Source organism: Pseudomonas sp. GW822-FHT06D10 (assembly GCF_058799535.1).
In genome coordinates this window covers 503,078-526,057 of record NZ_JBXALN010000004.1, presented here as the reverse complement: position 1 = coordinate 526,057, position 22,980 = coordinate 503,078, and the positions used below count along the sequence as shown (strand labels likewise).

The following is a 22,980-nucleotide window of genomic DNA, read 5'->3' as shown; positions in this document are numbered from 1 at the left end:
ATGTTCAATCCGGCCAATGAAACCCACTTCAGCTTGACGGTCGAAGACTTCGCCAGTGACCTGCAGGTCCTGGCATTCAAGGGCAGTGAAAGCATCAGTCAGCCGTTCTGCTTTGAGCTGGAGCTGGTCAGCGAAGCCCCGGCCCTTGACCTGCAAGGGCTGTTGCACAAGCTGGCGTTCCTCGCCTTCGACCCCCAGGGCCGCGGCATTCACGGGCAGATCCGGCGCGTGGCCCAGGGCGACGCAGGCAAGCGCCTGAGCCACTACCAGGTGACCCTGGTGCCGCGCCTGGACTACCTGCGCCACCGCAGCAACCAGCGGATCTTCCAGCAATGGGCGGCGCCCCGGATCATCGCCACGATCCTGGAAGAGCACGGGATCCTCGCCGACGCCTATCAGTTCCAGATCGAGCACCCATGCCCCGAGCGCGACTACTGCGTGCAGTACGACGAGAGCGACCTGCACTTCATCCAGCGCCTGTGCGAAGAGGAGGGGTTGCATTACCACTTCCAGCACGGTCGTGGCGGCCACCTGCTGGTGTTCAGCGACAACCAGACCGCCTTTCCCAAGCTCGGCCGGCCCACCGCCTACGTGCGCGGCAGCGGGTTGGTGGCCGACGAGCCGGTGATCAAGGGCTTCAGCGTGCGCCTGGAATCGCGCACCAGCCGCACCAGCCGCCGCGACTACGACTTCGAGAAGCCGCGCCTGCTTCTGGAATCCGCCTACAAGCCCGAGGCCAAGAGCCAGGAACCGGACCTGGAAGACTACGACTACCCCGGCCATTTTACCGACCGTGTCCGTGGCAAGTTCCTCAGCCAGCGGGCCCTGGAACGCCACCGCGCCGACTACCTGCAAGCCGAGGGCTGGGGCGATGAGCCACGGCTGGTCAGCGGGCACTTTCTGCAGTTGTCCGAGCACCCGCGCAGGGACTGGAACGACCTCTGGCTGCTGACCCAGGTGACCCACGAAGGCAAGCAGCCCCAGGTGCTGGAAGAATCCATTACCAGCGACAGCGATTCGAGCGATGGCTTCCAGCAGGGTTACCGCAACCGCTTTCTGGCCACCCCTTGGGACGTGTTCTACCGCGCGCCGCTCAAGCACCCCAAGCCCCAGGTACTGGGCAGCCAAACCGCGGTGGTTACCGGCCCGGAAGGAGAGGAGATCCACTGCGATCAGTACGGACGGGTCAAGGTGCAGTTCCACTGGGACCGCGAAGGCCAGGGCGACGACAAGAGCAGCTGCTGGCTGCGGGTGGCCTCCGGCTGGGCCGGCGACCGCTACGGCGCCCTCGCCATTCCCCGGGTGGGCATGGAAGTACTGGTGACCTTTCTTGAGGGCGACCCCGACCAGCCGCTGGTCAGCGGCTGCCTGTACCACAAGGAACATGAGGTGCCCTACGCACTGCCGGCGAACAAGACCCGCAGCCTGTTCAAGACCCTGAGCTCGCCGGGGGGCGGCGGCTTCAACGAACTGCGCATCGAAGACAAGAAGGGCGCCGAGCAGATCTTCGTCCATGCCCAGCGCGACTGGGACCAGAACATCCAGCACGACCAGAAAATCCGCATCGGCCACGAACGCCACGACACCGTGGAGCAAAACGCCTACAGCGAATTCAAGGCCGAGGAACACCGCACCACCCACGGCGCGCGCAAGACCGAAATTCGCGCCGACGACCACCTCACCGTGGCCGGCACCCAGCACCTCAAACTGGGCGTGGCGCAACTGACCCAGGCCGGCCAGGAAATCCACCTCAAGGCCGGGGACAAGATCGTCATCGAAGCGGCCCTGGAAATGACCCTCAAGGCCGGCGGCAGCTTTATCAAGCTCGACCCCGGCGGCATCACGGTGCTGGGGCCACTGGTGAAGGCGAACGCTGGCGGCGCCCCGGGCAGCGGCAGCGGGATCGGCATCAAGCCGCCGTTGCAGCCGGGGGCGGCGGACCGGGATGTACCGGGGGCCTTGCCCCAGGTCGCTGCGCCCAACCCGCCGGTGCCGGTGTGCAAGGAATGCCTGGCCCGGGCCAAGGCCAACAACCAAGCGCTGGAAGCGCGCTAGAGGAGCCTGCCATGTACACGAGCAACCCGCTGTGGCACGAACTGCTGTGGCAACAGGTGCACCGGCTGGAGCATGAGCACCTCGACCTATTGATCGACGCCACCCGCCTCGACTACCCCCTGCTGCAAGAACTGGCGGCCCAGGCCGACGGCCCGCCACTGGCCAAGCTGTTCGACAGTACCCCGGAAGCCGCCATCGCCGATGCCGGGCCATTGCTGCTACGGCTGAAGCTGTGTCATCAAACCTGGCTGAAGGCCTTTTTGAGCGCCGTCGACTGCACCCAGCACGTACTGGCGCTGCTCAGCCCCTGGCCCTTCGAGACCCTGGCCGCCCACCTCAGTCGCTGCACCCAGGCGCAGTGGAACCAGGGCCGCGAACAAGGGGTGCTGCGCTACTACGACCCGCGCCTGTTCCTGCCGGTGAGCGAAGCCCTGACCCCGGCCCAGGGCCGCGTCCTGCATGGCCCGGTGATCGCCTGGCACTGGCTCGACCGCGACCACCGGGCACAGCAGCTGCTGGGGCACTACTCCCGACACAGCGACGCCCCAACGGCGGAAGGCTTCCTGTTCGACCCCGCGCAGGTCGCCAGCCTGAAGGCCTGGGCCGACGCCGACTGGCACCGCCGCGAGCACAGCGCCACCCCGCAGCACTACGGCCTGAGCCGCGAGGAAGGCCTGATGCGCCACCTGTTCCACAGCCAGATGGCGGCCTGCCAGCAAGGGCTTCAAGCACCCGAGGAACGGCAAGCGTTTATTCGCCAGTGGCTGTTGGATAACTCGCCGTTCGTGGTGGATGAGTAGGGGAGGGGATGCCATGAAGTGGATGTGCAAAACGCGGAACTGGAAGACCGCAGTGTCATTGGCCGCGTGGTTGAGTGCCGTGTTGCTGGTCACCGCCTGTCGGAGCCAGTCGTCGATGCTGAGCGCCCCGGTGACGGGGTACAACCATACTTCGGCGGCGATTAATCGGTTTTCGGTGAATGGGGCGGGTGGGCCGAACTTGGGTGCGCATGAAGGTGGTGGTAGCCAAGTTTGCTGTGGCGTTGTTCCTCGTCATTGGGTACCAGGGTTGAGAGCCGTTGTTGAATGGGAAAAAGATCCTGATCCTGATGGGTACATTAAACGAGATCAGTATGGCCAATTTGATGATGTGGATTATGAACGCCATGCAGCTAATTACTCTAGGCATAAAGCTGTTGTGGATATTCCTCGGTACGATACCGCAGGAGTTTTGAAAGTGCATTTTTTGCCTTGTGATCAAGTGCGTGTTTCTGCTGAAAATATTAGGCGAGATGATCCAGATTATTCTTATAGCTATCCGATGAGGATGAAGGAGCCTGAAGTATGTTATGGCCAATTATGAAAAAGCTTTTAACGGGCGGTTTATTTGGTGTCTTGAATTTTGTTCGTGTGTGCTTGTTAGCCGCCGGAGTGTTGACTGCAAGCGCTTGTCAGTCTGAGTCGAAGATGTTGTCGGCGCCGGTGACGGGCTATAACCACACTTCGGCGGCGATTAATCGGTTTTCGGTGAATGGGGCGGGTGGGCCAAACTTAGGGCCACATCAAGGCGGTGGAAAGCAAAGTTGTTGTGGTGTTGTTCCTCGTCATTGGGTGCCAGGGTTGAGAGCTATTGTTGAGTGGGAAAAAGATCCCGATCCATATTCTTATGGAAAATGGCCAGAGCGCCCATATTCTGAAGCTTGGAATAAGCGAATGGCAAGGGAGAAACAACAGTATTCGCGTCACAAAGCTATTGTGGATATTCCTCGGTACGATACCGCAGGGGTTTTGAAGGTGCATTTTTTGCCTTGTGATCAAGTACGTGTTTCTGCAGATAATATCAAGGTAATTGATCCGCGTTATCCTTACAGCTATCCGATGGTTATGGAGGAGCCAAAAGTATGTCCGAAAAAATAAGAATAAATATAAAAGATCGTGCGGTTTATACGCCAATTGCCCCGAACTTTCCTTTGGACAGGTGTTTGCCTACAACCCCAAAGCTGCTTTCGGAAAATATCCGAAGACAAAAATTTGATGAGTTCGCATTCGGTGAGCAGCAGCGTAAAATCGTACAGGCTAGGGGCGATGTGTACAGCGGAACACCTTGCTGTAAGACTTTGCATATTACATTGACGTTCGATGGGACCAATAATAACAACGAGGCTGACAGCGCTTCGAGCCCATCTTCGTGTAGTAATATGGCTCGGCTTTATCATGCAAGTCTGGGGTTGGACGATACTGCTCGTCAAAATGGCTACTTCAGTTATTACAGTCCGGGTGTGGGTACGGTGTTTCCTGATATTAAGGAAATGGTACCCAATAACTGGGGGCTAATAGCTGCCAGTGGTGGTGAAAATCGAATCAACTGGGGATTGACTCGGATGATTGCAGCGTTAAAGGACTCAATCCCGGAACAAAACTCACTTTCGTTGGATGATACCCAAGCTCTAGTAGAGGGCATGGCTACTTGTTGGTACGGTAACGTGGCAACTTTAGGTCTACTGGAAAACGGCGAAAAGAAACGTGAAGCCGCCATGCGTCCGTATATGAATGACCTGAAAAAGCTATTAGATCAGCGAAGAGAAGTCGGGGAAAAACCCCATATCTTGGCCATGCGCCTATATGTCTATGGCTTCTCCAGAGGCGCTGCACAAGCCCGAACCTTTGCCAATTGGCTGCAAACCCTGACCCGTTGCCAAGGCAGCGATGGCGCAGTGGAGTATCGCTTTGCCGGGCTGCCGATCTCCATTGAGTTCCTCGGTATCTGCGACACGGTGGCGGCGGTGGGCATCGCTGATAGTTTTCCCTTTACCGCCGGGCATATGGATTGGGCTGATGGCACCATGCGTTTGCCTGATGAAGAGTCAGCAATCTGCATGGACACTTCCATTCCTGAGGACTGCCACTTTCTCAAACGCTGCGTGCATCTGGTATCGGCCCATGAACAGCGGGCCAGTTTCCCATTGGACTCAATTCGCCGCCGACCGAAAAATGCTAATGGACAGCGCGATAAAACTCAGCCATCAAGCTACCGCAGGGGTACCGTCGAATACCTTTATCCCGGCGTGCACTCGGATGTCGGCGGTGGTTATGCCCCTGGAGATCAGGGTAAGGCGCTTGCTGGTACCGAGCATTTGTTATCGCAGATTCCGCTGCAGCATCTTTACGCAGAGGCGTTTAAAGCGGGTGCTCCTTTACAAGTTCCAGAGTTTGCATGGCGTGAGGGCATGCATGAAGAGTGGCGGAAGATGAGTAAAGACACCTTTGCTGAATTCAACGTCTCCGACCAACTCATCAAACGCTTCAACGCCTGGCAAGCCGACGCCGCCCAACACATAGGCCCCTTGGAGGACATGATCGAGTGGCAGCAGGCGCTGATCACCGGTTGGCGCATCGACCGTTATGCCGGTGGTGTGGAAAAGCAGCCGTTCTATCAGAATGCTCCGCCGGACATGCCCAAGGCCGAGATCGAGGCCTGGGAGGCGATCCAGGCGCGCAATGATGCCGAAGCCAAGGCCGCCGCCAAAGGCAAACCGGTTCCGACTTACACCGAGGCACAGGAGAAGGAGTACCAGCGCCATGTGCAGATCGTCGGTGGTGAGGAAAAGGCCAACGGCATGCGCAGGGAAAAGGTCTTCGACCCGCCCCTGGATCACCGGCAACTCAAAGGCGCCGCCGACGAGTTTCGTCATGACTACAAGCAAGAGTGGGGTCTACTCCCCGACAGCATGGAGATCGGCGGCGTACTGGATTTGCTGCTGGGCGGTACGGTGTTCCTGGTCAACGAGGAAGACGAGGCCAAGGAGTATGCCTACCTGCACGATAAAGGCACCGAGCTTTACCGGGAGTTGTTCAGTGCACCCAACACGCCTCGATCCGGCAAGGAAGACCTGGTGGCGCTGTTCGACGAACAGATCCACGACTCCCGTGCCTGGTTCATGAACACCTCGGCGCTGGGTCCCCGCGAGCCGTTCACCGATTACTTCCGCATTCGCCTGGTGCATTTTGACAACGAGTCGAACAAGGAACTGTCGCTGCTGGCCACCGCGGGCCGGGTGGTGGGGGTGGGGCTGATGCTGGCCAGCGTGGGCCTGAGCATCAAGAAGAAGGACCCGCGCATGTTGCTCGGCCTGTTCCTGCCGTCCCTGGCGCGGCCGGTGCTGGCGGGCAAGGTCGGGCTGCCGGAGATCAGCGCTTTCGACCCGCTGACCGGTCTGGCCTTGCCGATGCTGAGCAATCTGGATGGGCTGCGGGCCTTCACTCAATCCCCGGGGGATGTGGTTGCCCTGGTCGCGGCAATGCCGCCTCCGCCACCCTTGAACGCCAGCACCGCCACCACCCCGGAGTTGCAGAAAATCCTCGTGGCCCACCAAGCGTTGGAAGCCGCACAGGCGGCGCAGGACAAGGAGGACGCCCGCCTTGCCGGGCTATTGGCAAGCGCCAACGATCAGGGTCAGCCGGCTGGCTGGCAAGACCTGCTGGCCGATCAGGTGGGCAATCTGAAATCGTCCGGGAAGCAGGTATAGCGATGGATAACCTGAAGGGGCGGCGCTCCCGGGCCGTCCTTCGGGGGAGGAATCCTGTTGCCGGCCCATACCCGGATTGGCCAAACATTACGGCGCTCCGTTCCCTCCAGCCCCCACCCCATACGCATCCCACAACTTATTGCGGAACTTGTTCTGCGGATCGACCCGGGCCTTCAACGCAAGAAACTCCCCGGCCCGTGGATAGGCCGCGCGAAACTGCTGTGGCGTGGCGTGGATCTGGTACGGCAGGTAATAGCTGCCGCCACGCTTGATCGCGCTATCCACCAGGGCGCGGGTCCATTCACCGACTTTCTCCCGTTCCTCTGGCGCGGTGCTCTGCTGGTAGTACAGCACTAGGGCGAAGACCTCGGTCTTGGCCCAGGCCAGCAGGGTGCCGGGGTCGGCCTTGGCGTGGCGGATCGACAGGTTGATCACGTTGACCTTGTGCGCCCGCAGGGTCGCGCCCATCTCCTGGACGAAGCTTTCCAGCTGGTCGGGGGGCACGAAGTATTCCTGCAGCACGTAGGTGCGCTTGGCCCGGGAGTCGGGTTCCAGTTCACGCACATCGAGGCTGGCTTCGTGGTTGCGCCAGGACACTTGCGGTTTTTTCAGCACCAGGGGGTCGATCACTTCCTGGCGCAGGGTCTTGCCGCCGGGCCACTGGCTCACTACTTTCAGGGCCTTCTGTTCTTTCCAGTAGTTCTGGTCCAGGGGCGTGAGGCGTTCCTTGACCGTGACCGGCAGGTCGGTCTGACTGTAGGAAACCGCGCGCAGGGTCTGGTACTGGTCGGGGTAGAGCACGGCGTTGTGCAGGATGACCTTGGGGTTGTTGTGGATCCGGGCCTGGAAGTAAGGGCGGTAGTCCCCCAGGGGCATCTCGTCGACGCTGCGCAGCAGGCGCACGTTGTCGCTCAGTTGCAGGGTGGCTTGGACGATCACCCCCAGGCCGCCGTAGCCGCCGATGGCGCCGTAGAACAGGTCGCGGTTGTGCTGCGGGCTGGCGTCCACCACTTGGCCGTCGGCCAGCACCAGCTTGATGGATTTCACCGAGCTCACCAGCGGGCCGTAGCCGATGTAGCGGCCATGGGCGTTGACGCTCAGGGCGCCGCCGACGGTGAAGTTGGCGTAGCTCTGCATGATGCTCACGGACAGGTCGTGGGGGTCGATGTAGTCCTGCACGGCGCGCCAGGTGATGCCCGGCTGCACGGTGATTTCCTTGCGTTCCTTGGAGAAGTCGAGCACCCGGTTGAAGCCGCGCATGTCGATCTGCAAGGCCTGTTCGGTGGCGGTCTGGCCGCCCATGCTGTAGCGCCCGCCGCCAATGGCGATAGGGCCGGGGTGCCCGGCCACCAGCTGGACGATCTGCTCCAGGGTGGTGGGGCGCACCACCTGGTCCACCACTATTGGGTTGAGCTGGGTGATGTCGTTGACGGTTTCTGCGGCGTGGGTGGTGAGTGCGCCGCCGAGTGCCGCGCATAAAAACAGGCCGATCGCGAATCTCATTCGCCGTGTCCATCCCTGGTGGTGGCGCGCCGCTGATGGGGGCGCAAGTGGCGGCAGAATAACGCCGCGACGGGTCCATGACCATGGGGGCAGCGCACCGGCTGCAAGGCCGGCATCGACCCGCGGGCCTGCCTTGCGCCTTAGAGCGCCGGCAGGCCCAGGGTGGCGGCGCACTGCTCCAGTGAGCGCTGCTGGGTCTGGGCATAGAGCTGCAATTCGTCGAGGGTGGCGCGGCCCAGGGCGGCTTCGAAGGCCTGGCGGTTGGACTGCCCGGCGTAGTGGCTCTGGCTGTCGTCCCCCAGGTTGGACTGGAAGATCCCGGCGGCGCTGACCGGCAGGAAATCTTCATACACCAGGGGTTCGGCGCTCAGGTGCCCGGCCGCCAGCAGCGCTGCCAGGGTGGTGGGCCGCTGGGGCTGGTTGCGCGCGGCCAGCCCGGTTTCGCTGACGAAGTAGCGAAAGTAGGCCAGGCCCTGTTCGCGCATGGCTGGGTGGCTGTCGGGAAATTCCCTGAAGTGCTCTTGCATCAGTTGGTTGTAGCGTTGGGTATTGGCTTCGTTGGGGAAGTCGCCCAGGGCGTCGCGGGCGGCGTTCAGCAGGCGGTCGTAGAGCTCGCGGCCCTTGGGGGTCAGCGCCGCGCCGCGCTGTTCGATCTCGCCGAAACGCGCGCTGTGGCTGCCCTGGCTCTGGGCCTGGTCGGTGAAGGCCACGGATTCCTCCAGGGCCTTGAAGCTGGTCTGGCGCAGCAGGATCGGGCATTCCCGGCGCGGCGGGCCTTCGATCACCGCCTTGGGGGTGATGCCGCGGACAGGCATCAGCCGTTGCACTTCATCGATGTCCAGGGTACGCGGGGTCAGGTGGTTGATGTGCGGGCCCTTGAAGGCCACCACGTCGGCGATCAGCCGGTGCTGGGCGCTGAGGCTGGCGTACTGGGCGGCGGTCACCGTGGCGTGGTGGTGCCAGCGGAAGGTTTCCAGGGCCTGGCGGATAAAGCGCTCGGCGTCTTCGGCGTCCAGGCCTCCGGCAGCCTCGGCCTGCTGGATCAGTTCCAGCACCTGGGGGGTGAAGATCTGGCGCCGGGCCAGGACCTGTTCGGCAAAGCTGCGCAGCTCCGGGTTGTCGATCAGCTCCAGGCGCAGCAGCGAGGTGAAGACCCGGAACGGGCTGACTTGCAGGGCCGCTTCGTGCACCGCGCGAAAGGCCGTGGAATGCACCGGCACCCCGGCGGGGGTCAGGTCGTAGTAGCCCACCGGCTGCATGCCCATTACCGCGAACAGCCGGGCCAGGGTCGCCAGCTCGGCGGCGCTGCCGACGCGGATCGCGCCGTGGCGCTCCAGGTCCAGGCGCTGCAGTTCACCGCTGCTCTGCAGGTGCCGGGCAAGCGCCGGCTGCCGCTCCAGGACCTGGGCGTTGACTTCGGCCACCAGCTCCATCAGGGCGCCGTAGAGCGGCACCTCCTCGCGGTACATGTCCGACATCGCCCGGGAAAATCCCTGGCGGATCAGGTCCGGGCTGACGAAGTGCTGGTTGCTCATGAACAGGCTTCCCGTGGCAGAGGGGCGAGGCGTGAAAGGGCGGGTCGGCCTCGATTCTGCTGGGCCTGCCCGAGGCTGACAAACGAAGTTTCCTCTGAACTTCATTCTGCAAATGAATGCATGAGCGGGCCGCTGTCAGTGCCGCTGGCGTTCCAGGAACTGCTGGTACAGTCGGGCACTGCGCACCGGGCGTTCGACCATGGGCATATGCCCGATGCCCTCCCAGAGTTGCACCTGGGCCTGGGGCAGGCCCTTGGCCCAGACCTGGGCGCTGCTGGGGTGCAGCAGGCGGTCCTCGCGGCCCCAGAGCAGCAGGGTCGGGGCCTGGATCTTCGCCAGCTCGGGCTCCATGGGCGGGCTGGCCTGGAGCTCAGCGAAGATCCGCGCCAGTTGCCCGCGGCGCGCCTGATAGCGTTCGGCGATGGCCGCCAGCACTGCTTCGGGCACCCAGGGCGGGGCGGCCATGGTCAGGCTGTAGAAGTGCTGGAAGTCGGCGCGGGAGCGGACCAGGAAGGGGTTCTTGCCCTGTTCCAGCAGGTGCTGCAGGTCGCTGGTCTCGGGGGCTTCGACGCCGGCCGGGTCGAACAGCGCCAGGCCGCTGATCCGTTGCGGGGCATGGGCGGCCAGCCAGGCGGCGATATAGCCGCCCATGGAGTTGCCGATCACCTGCACCCGCTGGATGCCGCAGGCGTCGAGCAAGCGCAAAAGGCGCTGGGCCTGGGCCGGAACACGGTAGTCCTGGTGCGCGGCATAGGCGGTTTCGCCATGGCCGCCCAGGTCCGGGATCAGCAACCGGTAGTCGCGGTTGAAGTGCCGGGCAAAACGCAGCCAGATGCTCTTGTCCGCGCTCAGGCCGTGCAGCAGCAGGATCACCGGCGCCTGGGCCGGGCCGCCCTGGTAGGTCATCAGGGTCTCTTCGCCGATCTGCACCGGGACTTTCTGCAGCCGGTACAGGCGTGCTTCCAGGGCCACGCTGGCGTCGTACAGCAGGTGGCCGATGCGCGGGTAGGTGCGGTAGCACCAGAGTGCGGCAAGGAGCAGCAGGACCAGGATCACCAGCATCGGCGGCCTCCAGGGGCAGGTTGGATCGGCTCAGGGGCGGCGCGCGTCGTGCTCGCCACTGCGAAGTCGGTTATCGGCCGCCCCTCAGTTATAGCCAAATATTCCCCATCTGCTGGCGCTGGCAGGCCGAAACTGGGCGTTGGCAGTGATGGCGCTTTGAAACGCGACTGATAGACTTTCACCGGTTGCTTGCCACCCGCTCGTTCCACCTTTACCCATTGCTGATCGGAGGCGACTTGCTCCCTGCGCAGGACACCAGAGGGAAGGGACTGTCATTGGCCAGGAGGCTTTATCGGTCACGGACCCTGGGCCTGGCCCTGGGGTTTTTCTGCGTGGCCGCGGGGATGGCGCCCCTGCAACCGGCGCCCTGGGTCTGGGGCTTCATGCTGTTCAATGCATTTGCCTGGCCGCACCTGGCCTACCAATGGGCGCGGCTGGCCCGGGTGCCGTTTCGTGCCGAGTACCGCAACCTGCTGGTGGATTCGCTGCTGGGGGGCTTCTGGGTCGGCGCCATGCACTTCAATCCGCTGCCGCTGGCCACCACCCTGGGGATGATGGCCATGAACAACATGGCCCTGGGCGGGTTACGTTTCTTCCTCGCCGGCAGTGCGGCCCAAGTGCTGGGCATGGGCGTTGCCCTGTGGCTGTTCGGGCCGGGGTTCGTGGCCCAGACCAGCCCCGAGCAGCTGTATGCCTGCCTGCCGATGCTGACCCTGTACCCGCTGGCCCTGGGCTACATCTGCTATCAGCAGGCGGTGACCCTGGGCCGGCACAAGCGCGAGCTGCTGGCCCTTAGCCGCACCGACAGCCTGACCGGGCTGCTCAACCATGGCGCCTGGAAGGACCAGTTGGAGATCGAGTTCCAGCGCTGCAAGCGCCAGGCCCATGGTGGCGCCATCGCCCTGATCGACATCGACCACTTCAAGGCTATCAATGACACCTACGGCCATGTGGCCGGGGATGTGGTGCTGCGCCAGTTGAGCAAGCTGCTGCGGCAGAATCTGCGGGTCAGCGACCAGGCCGGGCGTTATGGCGGCGACGAGTTCTGCGTGATCCTGCCGGACGTGCCCCTGGCTCATGCCGCCGAACTGATGGAGGCCCTGCGCGGTCGTTTTGGGGCCCTGGGCTATGAACAGAGCCCGGCGCTGCAGGTCAGCCTGAGCATCGGCCTGGCGGCCTTCAACCCCCTGCACGACGACGCCATGGGCTGGCTCAACGATGCCGACCAGGCCCTGTATGCGGCCAAGACCTGCGGCCGCAACAACGTCACCTGCCACCCGCCGGAGCAGCCGTCCAGGCGTTTGCTCAACTCCCTGTAGCCGCTGTTCCTTGTGTCCCGCGAAGGCGTCTGTGGGTACGCCGCGGGGTCGGGGGTGTTCCCTTCGCCGGCAAGCCGGCTCCTACGGGGGGCTCGCTGGTGGTTGTAGGAGCGGGCTTGCCCGCGAAGGCGTCTGTGGATACGCCGCGGGGTCGGGGTTGCTCCCTTCGCCGGCAAGCCGGCTCCTACGGGAGTGGGGTCAGTCGTGGGTGGGGTGCAGGCGCCGGGCCAGTTCCAGGGCGGTGCGGCCGCTGGCGATGCCCGGCACCAGTCGGGCGAAGGGGATGTCGATCAGCCGGTCTTCGCGCACCGCGCGCAATCGCGACAGCACAGGGTCGCTGTGCAGCAGCTGGCGTTTGCGCCGGGCGGGCGACCACAGGGCGTCGGCCAGGAGCATGGCGTCCGGGTCGTTGGCCAGCAGGGTCTCGCTGTCCACGGTCAGGCGCGGGCGGTCGATGGCGGCAAAGCTGTTGCGCGCACCGGCCGCTTGCAGCAGTACGCCGACAAACCCGCGCTGGCCCTGGCTGGCCAGGCCGTTGACTTCGCTGTCCAGGTAGAACACCGAAGGCGTCGGGCGCCCGCGGTACAGGGCCGCGGCGGCCTCCAGGTCGGCATCCATCTGGCCCACCAGTTGCTGCGCGCGGGCCTCCTGGCGCAGCAGCCGGCCCAGGGTCAGCAGGTCGCGGCGGATATGCCCGAAGTAGTCCTGGTCATGCCCGGCGCAGGCCGATTCCAGCAGGTAGCTGCCCACGCCTATGGCCTCCAGGCGTTGCCGGGAGCTGAAGTTTTCCGGGAAGGCCGAGGCGAAGCCGCCCACCACCAGGTCGGGTTTCAGGCTGTAGAGCACTTCTGCCGACGGGTACTGGCGAGCGATGACCGGCACGCCGTGGTAAAGCCCTTCGGCCTGGGCCTGGCCATCGTCGTCCAGATAGGCGACGCCGATCATCGACGGCCCGGCACCCAGGGCCAGCAGCAGGTCGGCGCTGTGCTGGTTGAGGGCGACGATGCGCTGGGGCGGGCCGTCCACCGTCCAGGTCCGGCCACAGTTCTGGTAGCTGTGCGCCAGGGCCGGCAGGGCCGCCAGCCACAGCAGCAGGCCGAGCAGTCTGCTAGGCATCCGCCGTTCCTCCGTAGGGCGCGGGAATCCGTAGGTCCGCCACCGGTTCGCCCTGGACCAGGTGCTGCTGCACCAGGCGCAGCACCTCGCTGTCATCGCGCACCCGGTACCAGCAGCCGTCCGGGTGCACGGTGAGTACCGGCCCCAGGTTGCACGGGAACTGGCAGGCGGTGCGGGTCAGCAGCACGCCACCGGGCGTCTCCATGTGCTCCAGGCGCAGCAGTTCGCGGCGCAGGGTCTTCCACAGCGCCAGGGCGCCGCGCCGCACGCAGCGCGGGCCGGTGCACAGGAACACCTGGCGGGTATGGGGCGGCACCCGCGACCAGTCCGGGTCGCTCTGCACCGCGTTGACGTTGTCGCAGGCCAGGTGGCGCTCGCGCTGGCCGATGCTGGCGCAGGCCAGGGCCGCGTCCAGCCCGCGCCGGCCCAGGGCCTGGGCGGTGATCCACAGCCGCGGTGCCTGGGGGTGGGCCTGGGCCAGGCGCCCCAGCTCATCGCGCAGCCAGTCCAGGTAGGCACTGTCGGAGCTGGGTTCCAGGTCCACCACCAGCAGCTTCGCGCCGTCCTCGGGCAGGGCTTCGCCCAGCGCCGCCCAGAGGCTGTCGAAGCCGTCCAGGGTGTCGATCACCCGGGTGTCGGCGCCGTCGCCGCGCAGGGCCTGGAGCTCCTTGCGAAAGGCTTCGCCGAGGGCGCCGCCGTGCAGGCCGGGGCCGACGAACAGCACCCGTTGATAGTTCTCATGCATGTCGGTCGGCCTCAGAAGCGGTAGGTGTAGCGCACTTCGGTGGTGAAGGGTCGCCCCAGGTTGTCCACCGAGGGCGAGGTGCTGGTCATGCTGGTGCTGTAGTCGCGGTCGAACAGGTTCTCCACCAGCAGGCTCAGGCGGTGCTGCTGGGCCGTATCCAGGTAGCGATAGGCATCGGCGTCGACCACCGAATAGTGGCCGTAGTCGACGTTCTTCGGGCTGTCGATCTGGCCGATGTAGCGGACCGCGCCACCCACGCCCCACATCCGGTCCGGGGCTTCGAAGCCCAGCCGCGAACGGGCGAAGAAACCGGGGATGTTGCTCAGGGTCACGCCGTTGCGCGACTCCACCAGGTTGCGGGTCATGTCCGCCTGCAGGGTCCATTGCGGGCTGAACTGCCAGCGCCCGTCGAGTTCGATGCCGCGCACCTTGATCCGGCCCTGGCCGTTGCTCCAGACATCGTTGGCGTCGAGGGTGATCAGGTCGTCGATCTTGCGGTGGAAGGCGCTGACGCTGGCGTTGAATTCGCCGGCCAGCAGGCTGCCCTTGTAGTCCAGGCCGAGCTCGGCATTGAGGCTCTTTTCCGGCTTGAGGTCGGGGTTGCCTTTTTCGTAGTCCTCGTTGGCGTACAGCTGCTCGGCGTTGGGCAGCTTGAAGGCGCTGCCGTACTGGCCGCGCAGTTGCCAGTGGGGCGTCAGGTCGTAGAGCGAGGTGAGCATGCCCACGGTGGCGCTCTCGCCGCCGCTGATTTTCTCGTGGCGCACGCCCAGGCTCGGGTGCCAGTCGGGCAGGGCGTCGAACACCGGGCGTAGCTGGGTGTACAGGGCATTGGCCTGGGCCTGCTTGTTGTCGATCTTGAGCACGTCGTCCTGGCCCTTGAACCACTGGTTGTCGGTGCCCAATACCAGCACGTGGCCGCCGTCCAGCTCGGCCTTGCCCTCGGCCTGCAGGCCCCAGTCGGTGAAGCCCCAGTAGTCGTTGTGGTTGCGCACCTTGAGGCTGGCGTCGTCGAGGCTGTCGATCCTGGTGTAGCGGGTGTCCCAGTCGTTGACATGGCCCTTGACGAAGTAGCTGAAGCCTTCGCCCAGGCGCTGCTCGAAGGTCGCGGTGGCGATCTGCTGGATGCGGTCGTTGGTGGTTTTGCGGTTGTTCACCGGGCGGGCGAAATCCAGGTTGGCGTCGCTGTACTGGTAGAACAGTTCCAGCCGCGAAGCGTCGCCAAGGCCCTGGATCGCCTTGGCGCCGAAGGTGGTCACTTCATAGCCGCGTTTCTTGTCCCGGGTGTTGGCGTTGTAGGCGCTGTTGCGAAATGGCTGGTAGCCATCGGAGACGTTGTGGCTGACATAGGCCAACAGCCCCAGCTCGCCCAGGCCGTTGCTGAGGATCTGCTCGGCGCGGGCATCGCCGCTCCTGCCCATGAAACTGTCCAGGCCCAGGTTGACCTCGCCGGAGACGTCGCGGGTCTGCGGGCTGCGGGTGACGATGTTGATCACCCCGGACACCGCCTGTGTACCGAACAGCAGGCTCTGGCCACCCTTGAGCACCTCGATGCGCTCGATGGCGTTGGCCGGCAGGGTATCCAGGTACAGGCCGCCGTACAGGCGGTTGTTCAGGCGCACGCCGTCCAGCAGGATCAGGGTGTCGTCGTTGCGCCCGCCCAGCAGGGAGTAGGTGCCGTAGTCGAAGGGGCCATTCTTGGGCGCCACATACAGCCCCGGCACGTACATCTGCAGGACCCGGGTGATGTCGCTGCTGGGGCCGGCGCGTTCGATCTGCTGGCGGTCGATGATCTCCACCTTGCTGCCGTACCGGGCCATTTCGGCCACCGTGGTGGACTCCACCGAGGGGGCGGAAACAAATTGCCGGTCCAGCGTCAGGGGGCTGTCGTCCGCCAGCAGCAGGGGGCTGAACAGGCAGCCGAGCAGGGCGCCGCTCATGGTGCGGCGAGGTGCACGCCAGTCGCGTGCAAGGAAAGTGTCAGGTGTTGTCATTGTTGGTCTTCTCGAAAGTGTCTTCGGGAAGCACGCAGGAGAGGGTATCGGCCACGGGCACGCGACCATACCGGCCCATGCCCGCCCACCGCAGGATTGCCAAACAGACGTCACAGGCCGGTCTCCGGGCTTGCGAGTCTGGCGGCATTCGCCTTCCCATACCTTGGGTACAGTGGCCTGTTGAATGCAGCACTCGCTTACCGTTGCGGGGGCAGCACCGGACTTGCCCGAAAAGGGGCGCACCGGTTTCCCGTTTCACCTCCTGCACGGCGGCAGGAGGCACCTGAAACTGGGCGGCATATGAACATCCGCCCCGGCGTTCGTCAACGTTGCGCCTGCCGCCAGGTGTTACCGGATTCATCGCCCTGACGCCTCTGTAGCCGCTGCCGAGCCCGCGAGGCTGCACAAAGGCCCGCAGGGCCTTGCTTGGCAGTCTCATGTCGAGCGCCTCAGCGGTCTTGAGATTTCGCGCCCCTGCGGGCCGTGCTTCCGAACGCGGCCCGAGCCTGCGGCAGCGGCTACAGGAGCAGGGCGCTTTGCGGGGCCAGGTGCCGCTGTGCGTGCAGGGCCGTGCGTGACTCGCAGGCCAGCAGCGGCACCGCCCGTACCGAGTCGCCTGGCTGCAGTTGCAGGCGCTTGGCGGTCAGCCGGTCCACCAGCAGGCAACCCGAAACCAGGCGCCCGGGGGTGGCGGTGATGCGGCAGCTTTCCAGGCGCCGGTTGTGGATCAGCCACACCGGCGCCTGTGCGTCCGGAGTGCCCACCAGCAGGGGCAGGGTCTGGCTTTCGCGCACGCTGCGGATCTTCGCCACCTCGGCCTCGATCAGCGGCCCGCCATCGAAGATGTCGATGCAGCCCTGATGGCTGAAGCCTTCGTCGCGCAGGATGCTCACCGCCTGTTCGGTGCTGACGTGGGCCTGGCCGATGGCGGCCTGTGCCTGGGGGCTGAGCAGGCAGGTATACAGCGGCTGGCGCGGCATCAGTTCGGCGATGAAGGATTTACTGCCGTGGCTGGACAGGCGATTGGCCTGCTGGAAACCCATCTTGAAGAAGTGCCGCCCCAGGCTGTCCCAGAACGGCGAGCGGCCCTGGCTGTCGAGCTGGCCGCGCAGTTCGGCCACCAGCTTGTCGCCGAACAGCCGGGGGAATTCGGCGACAAACAGCAGGCGCGCGGTGGACAGCAGGCGGCCGGTGTAGCCCTGGCGGTGATCGCGGCGCAGGAACAGCGAGCACAGCAGCGACTGCCCGGTCATCTCGTTGCACAGGAACAGGGTCGGGATGTGCTTTTCGATGCCCAGCACCGGGGCGCTGCCGTGGGTGGTGCCGACCCGGTAGTTGTAGCAGGGCTCGCGCAGGCCGATGGCGCCGCTCAGGCCGCAGACCCCGATCACCTGCTGCTCGTCATCTTCCATGACGAACAGGTAGTCGGCATCGGCCCGCTCCACCTGGTTGGCGAAGGCTCGCTGCGCCCAGCGCACCCGATGGGCCAGGCGCTCGGGGTCGGTGGACAGGTTGTTCAGTTCGCGACAGCTGCCTTCGAGCAGGCTCAAGACCGCCGGCAGATCGGTGACGCGGATCGGACGGACGATCATTGGCGGGCTCCTGGCAATGACGCCGGGCAGGGGGGCAACAGGGGCCGGTTCATAAGGCAACGCTCCGTACCGGCTCGCCCGGCACCAGTTGCAGGGCCTGGAACATGGCCGGGTCGAGGCCGATTTCAGCGCTCGGGGCGGTGTCCAGCGCCGCGACTATGGCGCGAAAGCCCTGCAGCCGCTCGTTGCTCAGCAGCCACTGCTGGCCCTGGCCGCTCTGGGGGCTGGGGTAGCTGGTGGCGACCCGGCTCTGGGCGATCGAGCGCAGTTGGTGGCTGCGCCCCTGCAGGGTCGGCCCGGCATCGAACAGGTCGACGTACTGGGTCGGCGCGAAGCCTTCGTCGATCAGGATCTGGCAGGCCTCCCGGGCATCCGGGTGAACCTGGCCGATGCAGTCCTGGGCCGCCTGCGCCAGCATCGGGATGTACAGCGGGTACTGGGGCATCAGTTCGGCGAGAAAGCCGCGGCCCTGCAGGGCGCACAGGCGCTCGGCCTCGACATAGGGCAGGTCGAAGAAGTGCTGGCCCACGGCTTGCCAGAACGGCGACTCGCCGTTGGCGTCGCTGTAGCCGACGATCTCGCTGATGCAGCTGTCGGCGAAGCGCCGGGGGTGGGCGGCGATGAACAGCAACCGCCCGCGGGAGGTGAGCTGGGCCAGTGGCGTACCGCCCAGCGGCGGGTCGACATGGAAGCTGCGCAGCAGGGTCTGTTCGCTGAGGTCGTGGCATAGCGACAGGGTGGGCACCCCGTGCTGGATGTTCAGCTCCCGGGAACTGCTGATGAACGGGCGGTTGCGCAGGCTGTAGAACGGGCTGGCAAAACCGGCAGTGGCGAGGATGTCCGAGCAGCCGCGCAACTGGCCACTGTCGAGGTCCTCGAGCACCAGGAAATAGTTCTCCGGGCCCTGGCTGGCCTCGCTCTTGGCGAAGGAGGCCAGGGAATCGAGGATCTTGTCCCGCAGGCAGGTTTCGTCATCCACCAGGGAGGTCACGCCCAGCAGACGTTCGCGGGCCAGGCGCCGCAGTTGGGGCAGATCGGATAACGCCACCGGACGCAAGGCCAGCATGGGTGTACTCCTGTATCAAGGGCCGCTTGCCCCGGGGGGCAGGCACTGGCCAGACATCACTGTCGGTTACCACGCAGTTCCATGGCCGCGGCATCCGGCGGCCAGTCCCCGGGCCGCTCTTGCTGGCAGCGCCGGGGTTGGCGCGACGCCCTGGGGCGCCGCGCGGGTGCAACTAGTGCTTGAGCGGGTCGGGCAGGGCGGCACCGCTGCCCAGCTTGTTCAGCAGGAACAGGTAGACCAGCCCGGCAAGGATCCAGATGGCGCCGAGTTTCTGCGCATCCACGCCCATGTTGTACATGATGGCGCTGACGATCACGAAGCCGATCACCGGGCAGATCAGGTGGCGCACCACCTGGCCGGACTTCTGCCGGCGCCAGTAGAAATTGATCACGGTGATGTGCAGCAGCATGAAGCCGCTCAGGGCGCCGAAGTTGACCAGGGAGGTCAGGGTGTCCACCGAGTTGATGAACAGGTAGCAGATCAGCAGCGACAGCACCGCCACCAGGTAGATGCTGATGTGCGGGGTGTTGTGCTTGGGGTGGACCTTGGCCAGCACCTTGGGCAGCTTGCCGTCGCGGGCCATGCCGAACAGCAGGCGCGATACCGCGGCCTGCGAGGTGATGGCCACCGCCACGCCCCAGGCCAGCGCCGTGGCCACCCCGGTGAGGGTCGCCAGCCAGCTGCCGGCGGCCAGTTCGGCGATTTCATAGAAGGCGGTGTCGGCGGACTTGAAGCCCATGCCGGCGGCCAGGTCGGTGGCGATCCAGGTCTGTACCACGAAGATCGCGCCCATCACCACCAGGGTGATCAGCGCGGCGCGGCCGACGCTGCGGCCCGGGTCGCCCTTGACCTCTTCGGCGAGCGTGGAGATGGCATCGAAGCCGAGGAACGACAGCACCGCGATGGACACGCCCTGCATCAGCATGCCGAAGTGGAAGTTCTCCGGGTTGTACAGCGGCGCCAGGGTCAGCTGGCCGTTGCCGGCGCCACCGTGCAGGGCATTCCAGGCGTAGAACAGGAAGATCCCCAGGACCGCCAGTTGCGCCAGCAGGAACAGGATGTTCATCCGCGCGGTGAAGGTGATGCCGCGCAGGTTGACGAAGGTGGCGCTGACCAGGAACGCCAGGATGAAGCCGACCTTGGGCACTTCCGGGTACAGATGGTTGAGCGCCATGGCCGCGTAGACGTAGAGCAGCGGCGGAATCAGCAGGTAGTCCAGGAGCATCAGCCAGCCGGCAAGAAAGCCCACATGGGGGTTGAGGCCGCGCTGGGCGTAGGAATACACCGAACCGGCGATGGGAAAGGCGCGGGCCATGGCGCCGTAGCTCAGGGCGGTGAAGACCATCGCCACCATGCCGATGATGTAGGCCAGGGGCACCATGCCCGGGGCTTCCTGGTTGACGTAGCCGTAGACCCCGAACGGGGCGATGGGGATCATGAAAATCATCCCGTAGACCACCAGGTCACGCAGGCTCAGCCCGCGCTTGAGTTCCTGTTTGTAGCCGAATTCTTCAATCTCCATGAAGCCGTTCTCCTTGAGCCTGTGTAAGTGGGTAAAGGCGGGGCCCTGCGGGTCGTCATTGACACCTCGGGCCGCGCTTTCGTGTTTGAACCTGGCAGGGTTTAAAGACACACCACAGCGGTTTTTCTAGTTGTTGTACCGGTCCTGCAAACAGCGTTTTGGCGCGCCGGGTGAGTCCTTCGGGGCGCGCCGGTGAAACCTTCCTCTCGCCGCGGCTACAGCAGCGGCGCCAGTGTATCGCTCCAGTGCTGCACCGCTTCAGGGGTACGCAGCAGATCGTTGCGCACCTCGATCAATACCGACGCCAGGCCACGGGCGTCGCCGTGCACCGGCACGGTCATGTCGCTCAACGGATCGATCTCGTAGGGCTGGTTGCCCGCCACCTTGATCGGCAGCCTCCACAGCCCTTCGAGGATCCGCGCCGCGTAGTCGGTGGCGCTGCCATACAGCACGCCGATTTCCAGTGCGCGCGGCTGCCCGTAGTAGACCGGGGTGAAGCTGTGGATCCCCACCACCCGCACTTCACGGCCCTGGGCCAGGCGCCGGTCGATGATCCTTTGCAGGCGCTGGTGAAACGGCGTGAACAGCTGCTGGCGGCGGTACTCGCGAGTGGCCTCGTCCAGCTGCTGGTTGCCCGGCACCTGATAGATCTCGCTTTGCAGCGGGATGCTGTCGGGGGCGTGGCGCGGCCGGTTGAGGTCGATCAGCAGGCGCGAGTAATTGGCCGCGATCAGGGTCGCGCCCAGGGCCTGGGACAGGCTTTGGGCCAGTTCCAGGGCGCCCGGGTCCCAGGCGATGTGTTCGCGGGCCGCCAGCGGGTCCAGGCCCAGGTCGTGCAGGGCCGGTGGAATGTAGTGGCTGGCGTGTTCGCACACCAGAATCAGCGGGTGCTCGGAGTCTTCACGTATCAGGCGGTAGGCCGGCTCGGTGTAGAACCCCAGCTCGGCGGATTTAGTACAGGTGTCCATAGTGCTCACAGAGTTGGGCAGCGGTCAGGTGCTCGGTCAGGGACACTTCCTTTTGTTTGACGGCGAAGTAGGTGGCCAGCAGGTCCTGGGGCAGGAACTGCAGCAGTTCAGTGTTGCCGCGCAGGCATTCCAGGGCCTGGGGCAGGGAGCCCGGCAGCGGCACGATGCCACTGGCCAGGCGTTGCTCGGCGCTCAGGTCCGAGGGGGCCTTGTCGGTCACCGCATTGAGCACCCGTTGCTGTTCGAGGCCCAGGCGCCCGGCCATCAGGATGACCGCCATGGCCAGGTGCGGCGAGGCGGTGGCATCCAGGGCGCGGAACTCCAGGTTGTACTGCGGCGCCACCGGCTTGCCGCCCAGGCTCAGGGTCGGGCAGATGCGCAGCGAGGCTTCGCGGTTGCGCAGGCCCAGGCAGGCGTAGGAGGCGCTCCAGTGATGGGGCTGCAGGCGCTGGTAGGAAATCGGCGTCGGCGCGGTGAAGGCGCACAGCGCCGGCAGGTGCCTGAGCACCCCGGCGGCCCAGTGCTGGCCCAGGCTCGACAGGTCGTCGCCACTCACCGCGTGGGGGTCGTAGAGCAGTGGCTCGCCGTCCAGGTTTTGCAGGCTCAGGTGCAGGTGCACCCCGTTGCACACCGCGTCGTCGGCAGTCTTGGGCGCGAAGCTGACCCGGTGCCCCAGTTGCCGGGCGATTTCCCGGGTGATCTCGCGCACGTTCACCGCCCGGTCGGCAGCGGCCAGGCCCTGGGTCGGCCGGCAGGTGATCTCGTACTGCTGCTTGCCGTATTCGGGGAGGAACATTTCCGGTTCGGCGCCGGCGGCCCGCAACGCCGCCAGCAGCCAGCCACCGAAGGCTGCGCCCTGGCGCTGGGCTTCCAGGGAGAAGGCCAGGTGTTCGCGCTGGCCGGTGCCGGTGTCGAGGTTGAATTCATGCTCGAAGGCCGCGGTGATCTGGATGCCCAGCTCGCGGTAGCGCTCGATTTCCTTGCGCAGCAGGGTGCGCGGGCAGGCCGCCCAGGGCGTGCCGTCGGTCTCGCAGATGTCGGCGTGGATGAAATCCAGCGGCGCCGCGCTGGCATCCGGCCCGGCGCCGACACTGACCCGGCTGTCCAGGTCGGGGATCAGCCGCAGGTCGCCATAGGCGCCCCAGGGGTTGTCCTCGGCGATCAGGTCCTGGGGCGTCAGCGCGCTGTTGGCCGGCACCCAGCCGCAGCCGCCGACCCGGTAGCGCTCCAGCTCATCGCTGGGAAAGGAGCGGCCACGGGTGACGCCGATCAGGTCGGTGGTGACGATGCTGATCATGGCCACCGGGGTCAGGGCCTCGATGCCCTGGCCGCGGCTCATCCGCGGATCTCCCGCAGGCGGCCGAGCACGGTGTCGGTGTCGGTGATCCAGCAGTAGCCCTTGATTGCGTTGAGGCAGGCCTGGTGCCGGGTATCGCCGTAGGTGGCGCAGGCATCTTCCACCAGGGTCACCAGGTAGCCGCGGTCGGCGGCGTCGCGCACGGCCATGTCCACGCACTGGTCGGTGACGATCCCGGCGATGATCAGGTGGCGGGTTTCCAGGTTGCGCAGCACGTAGTCGATGTTGGTGGAGTTGAACACCCCGGAGGAGGTCTTGGGCAGCACGATCTCGTTTTCCACCGGTTCGAGCTCGGCAATGATCGCCGCCTGGGGGCTGCCCTTGGGCAGGTGCATGTCCGACAGCTTGTGGTCCAGGGAGCGGTCACGGCCATCGGCGGTCAGGCTTTCGATAATGGTGTGCAGCACGTTCTGCCGCGCCTCGCGCACCGCCGCCAGCAGCCGTTGCTGGTTGGGGATCACCCGCTCTCGTGCGCGCTTGAGAAAGGCCTCGCCCTCGGGCCCTTGCAGGTGCGGATCGAACTGCGGTTCAAGCCACGCCCGCTGCATGTCCACCAGCAGCAGGGCGGTGTGGTCGACGACGAAGGGCAGGTCCCGGGGCGAACGGTGGGGCAGGCTGAACATC

The 22,980-nt window shown here is 65.2% G+C and carries 18 protein-coding genes and 1 riboswitch; of the genes, 6 read left to right on the top strand and 12 right to left on the bottom strand.

The window, feature by feature from the left end; genetic code table 11:
- Genes AC1RL5_RS16265 through AC1RL5_RS16245 form a run of 5 tightly spaced genes read left to right on the top strand, consistent with a single transcriptional unit; the run spans window position 1 to window position 6,580 of the window.
- Window positions 1-2,055, top strand: coding sequence for a type VI secretion system Vgr family protein (locus AC1RL5_RS16265; RefSeq protein WP_492589731.1), 2,055 nt, complete (start codon window positions 1-3; stop codon window positions 2,053-2,055).
- 11 nt (window positions 2,056-2,066) lie between these two features.
- Complete coding sequence (gene tla1, locus AC1RL5_RS16260; RefSeq protein WP_492589729.1) at window positions 2,067-2,855, top strand: toxin Tle1 chaperone Tla1; 789 nt, start codon at window positions 2,067-2,069, stop codon at window positions 2,853-2,855.
- Between the two features lie 13 nt (window positions 2,856-2,868).
- Window positions 2,869-3,417, top strand: coding sequence for a Tli1a family immunity protein (gene tli1a, locus AC1RL5_RS16255; RefSeq protein WP_492589727.1), 549 nt, complete (start codon window positions 2,869-2,871; stop codon window positions 3,415-3,417).
- On the top strand, window positions 3,399-3,971 hold the full coding sequence (tli1a, locus tag AC1RL5_RS16250) for a Tli1a family immunity protein (protein WP_492589725.1): 573 nt from the start codon (window positions 3,399-3,401) through the stop codon (window positions 3,969-3,971). The genes tli1a (AC1RL5_RS16255) and tli1a (AC1RL5_RS16250) overlap by 19 nt, the downstream gene beginning before the upstream one ends.
- Window positions 3,956-6,580 carry a T6SS phospholipase effector Tle1-like catalytic domain-containing protein gene (locus AC1RL5_RS16245; RefSeq protein WP_492589723.1) on the top strand — a complete coding sequence of 875 codons (2,625 nt, stop codon included), beginning with the start codon at window positions 3,956-3,958 and terminating at the stop codon, window positions 6,578-6,580. Before tli1a (AC1RL5_RS16250) ends, AC1RL5_RS16245 begins: the two co-directional genes overlap by 16 nt.
- Window positions 6,581-6,667: 87 nt before the next feature.
- Here the strand turns inward: AC1RL5_RS16245 and AC1RL5_RS16240 are convergent, their stop codons facing one another.
- The 3 genes from AC1RL5_RS16240 to AC1RL5_RS16230 all read right to left on the bottom strand — a co-directional run bounded on the left by AC1RL5_RS16240 (window position 6,668) and on the right by AC1RL5_RS16230 (window position 10,680).
- Window positions 6,668-8,083 (bottom strand): FAD-binding oxidoreductase, encoded by a 1,416-nt coding sequence (locus AC1RL5_RS16240; RefSeq protein ID WP_492589721.1) that lies wholly within the window; start codon window positions 8,081-8,083, stop codon window positions 6,668-6,670.
- A 140-nt stretch (window positions 8,084-8,223) separates the two neighbouring features.
- Window positions 8,224-9,618 carry a 2-oxoadipate dioxygenase/decarboxylase HglS gene (gene hglS / locus AC1RL5_RS16235; protein WP_492589719.1) on the bottom strand — a complete coding sequence of 465 codons (1,395 nt, stop codon included), beginning with the start codon at window positions 9,616-9,618 and terminating at the stop codon, window positions 8,224-8,226.
- Window positions 9,619-9,753: 135 nt separating this feature from the next.
- Entirely contained in the window at window positions 9,754-10,680 is a 927-nt protein-coding gene (locus AC1RL5_RS16230) for an alpha/beta fold hydrolase (RefSeq protein ID WP_011060534.1), read from the bottom strand.
- A 236-nt stretch (window positions 10,681-10,916) separates the two neighbouring features.
- Between AC1RL5_RS16230 and AC1RL5_RS16225 the strand changes: the two genes are divergently transcribed.
- Entirely contained in the window at window positions 10,917-11,999 is a 1,083-nt protein-coding gene (locus AC1RL5_RS16225; protein ID WP_177191018.1) for a diguanylate cyclase, read from the top strand.
- Window positions 12,000-12,197: 198 nt separating this feature from the next.
- Here AC1RL5_RS16225 and AC1RL5_RS16220 read toward each other — a convergent pair whose 3' ends face one another.
- From AC1RL5_RS16220 to AC1RL5_RS16180, 9 genes are all read right to left on the bottom strand, one after another.
- A complete protein-coding gene (locus AC1RL5_RS16220; protein WP_053157547.1) occupies window positions 12,198-13,115 on the bottom strand; it encodes an ABC transporter substrate-binding protein in 918 nt (305 codons plus the stop codon).
- Window positions 13,108-13,860, bottom strand: coding sequence for a (2Fe-2S) ferredoxin domain-containing protein (locus AC1RL5_RS16215; protein WP_093410151.1), 753 nt, complete (start codon window positions 13,858-13,860; stop codon window positions 13,108-13,110). Before AC1RL5_RS16215 ends, AC1RL5_RS16220 begins: the two co-directional genes overlap by 8 nt.
- A gap of 11 nt (window positions 13,861-13,871) precedes the next feature.
- Window positions 13,872-15,797, bottom strand: a complete 1,926-nt coding sequence (locus tag AC1RL5_RS16210) for a TonB-dependent receptor plug domain-containing protein (RefSeq protein ID WP_072451408.1) — start codon at window positions 15,795-15,797, stop codon at window positions 13,872-13,874.
- Window positions 15,798-15,949: 152 nt separating this feature from the next.
- Window positions 15,950-16,153, bottom strand: a riboswitch (cobalamin riboswitch).
- Window positions 16,154-16,369: 216 nt separating this feature from the next.
- Window positions 16,370-17,443 (bottom strand): arginine N-succinyltransferase, encoded by a 1,074-nt coding sequence (locus AC1RL5_RS16205; RefSeq protein WP_492589716.1) that lies wholly within the window; start codon window positions 17,441-17,443, stop codon window positions 16,370-16,372.
- A gap of 49 nt (window positions 17,444-17,492) precedes the next feature.
- Window positions 17,493-18,509, bottom strand: coding sequence for an arginine N-succinyltransferase (locus AC1RL5_RS16200; protein WP_103408158.1), 1,017 nt, complete (start codon window positions 18,507-18,509; stop codon window positions 17,493-17,495).
- A 172-nt stretch (window positions 18,510-18,681) separates the two neighbouring features.
- Window positions 18,682-20,031: an APC family permease gene (locus AC1RL5_RS16195; protein ID WP_011060541.1), complete on the bottom strand. Its 1,350-nt coding sequence runs from the start codon at window positions 20,029-20,031 to the stop codon at window positions 18,682-18,684.
- 215 nt (window positions 20,032-20,246) lie between these two features.
- Entirely contained in the window at window positions 20,247-20,999 is a 753-nt protein-coding gene (locus AC1RL5_RS16190; RefSeq protein WP_011060542.1) for an N-formylglutamate amidohydrolase, read from the bottom strand.
- Window positions 20,983-22,338 carry a type I glutamate--ammonia ligase gene (locus AC1RL5_RS16185; RefSeq protein WP_492589714.1) on the bottom strand — a complete coding sequence of 452 codons (1,356 nt, stop codon included), beginning with the start codon at window positions 22,336-22,338 and terminating at the stop codon, window positions 20,983-20,985. Before AC1RL5_RS16185 ends, AC1RL5_RS16190 begins: the two co-directional genes overlap by 17 nt.
- Window positions 22,335-22,979, bottom strand: a complete 645-nt coding sequence (locus AC1RL5_RS16180) for a cysteine hydrolase family protein (protein ID WP_011060544.1) — start codon at window positions 22,977-22,979, stop codon at window positions 22,335-22,337. The genes AC1RL5_RS16185 and AC1RL5_RS16180 overlap by 4 nt, the downstream gene beginning before the upstream one ends.
- Window position 22,980: the final 1 nt, after the last annotated feature.

What these genes read in the sequence shown, in the direction of transcription:
- AC1RL5_RS16265 (WP_492589731.1), top strand. Translation starts at nt 1, where the DNA reads ATGTTCAATCCGGCCAATGAAACCCACTTCAGCTTGACGGTCGAAGAC.
- tla1 (WP_492589729.1), top strand. Translation starts at nt 2,067, where the DNA reads ATGTACACGAGCAACCCGCTGTGGCACGAACTGCTGTGGCAACAGGTG.
- tli1a (WP_492589727.1), top strand. Translation starts at nt 2,869, where the DNA reads ATGAAGTGGATGTGCAAAACGCGGAACTGGAAGACCGCAGTGTCATTG.
- tli1a (WP_492589725.1), top strand. Translation starts at nt 3,399, where the DNA reads ATGTTATGGCCAATTATGAAAAAGCTTTTAACGGGCGGTTTATTTGGT.
- AC1RL5_RS16245 (WP_492589723.1), top strand. Translation starts at nt 3,956, where the DNA reads ATGTCCGAAAAAATAAGAATAAATATAAAAGATCGTGCGGTTTATACG.
- AC1RL5_RS16240 (WP_492589721.1), bottom strand. Translation starts at nt 8,083, where the DNA reads ATGAGATTCGCGATCGGCCTGTTTTTATGCGCGGCACTCGGCGGCGCA.
- hglS (WP_492589719.1), bottom strand. Translation starts at nt 9,618, where the DNA reads ATGAGCAACCAGCACTTCGTCAGCCCGGACCTGATCCGCCAGGGATTT.
- AC1RL5_RS16230 (WP_011060534.1), bottom strand. Translation starts at nt 10,680, where the DNA reads ATGCTGGTGATCCTGGTCCTGCTGCTCCTTGCCGCACTCTGGTGCTAC.
- AC1RL5_RS16220 (WP_053157547.1), bottom strand. Translation starts at nt 13,115, where the DNA reads ATGCCTAGCAGACTGCTCGGCCTGCTGCTGTGGCTGGCGGCCCTGCCG.
- AC1RL5_RS16215 (WP_093410151.1), bottom strand. Translation starts at nt 13,860, where the DNA reads ATGCATGAGAACTATCAACGGGTGCTGTTCGTCGGCCCCGGCCTGCAC.
- AC1RL5_RS16210 (WP_072451408.1), bottom strand. Translation starts at nt 15,797, where the DNA reads ATGAGCGGCGCCCTGCTCGGCTGCCTGTTCAGCCCCCTGCTGCTGGCG.
- AC1RL5_RS16205 (WP_492589716.1), bottom strand. Translation starts at nt 17,443, where the DNA reads ATGATCGTCCGTCCGATCCGCGTCACCGATCTGCCGGCGGTCTTGAGC.
- AC1RL5_RS16200 (WP_103408158.1), bottom strand. Translation starts at nt 18,509, where the DNA reads ATGCTGGCCTTGCGTCCGGTGGCGTTATCCGATCTGCCCCAACTGCGG.
- AC1RL5_RS16195 (WP_011060541.1), bottom strand. Translation starts at nt 20,031, where the DNA reads ATGGAGATTGAAGAATTCGGCTACAAACAGGAACTCAAGCGCGGGCTG.
- AC1RL5_RS16190 (WP_011060542.1), bottom strand. Translation starts at nt 20,999, where the DNA reads ATGGACACCTGTACTAAATCCGCCGAGCTGGGGTTCTACACCGAGCCG.
- AC1RL5_RS16185 (WP_492589714.1), bottom strand. Translation starts at nt 22,338, where the DNA reads ATGAGCCGCGGCCAGGGCATCGAGGCCCTGACCCCGGTGGCCATGATC.
- AC1RL5_RS16180 (WP_011060544.1), bottom strand. Translation starts at nt 22,979, where the DNA reads ATGTTCAGCCTGCCCCACCGTTCGCCCCGGGACCTGCCCTTCGTCGTC.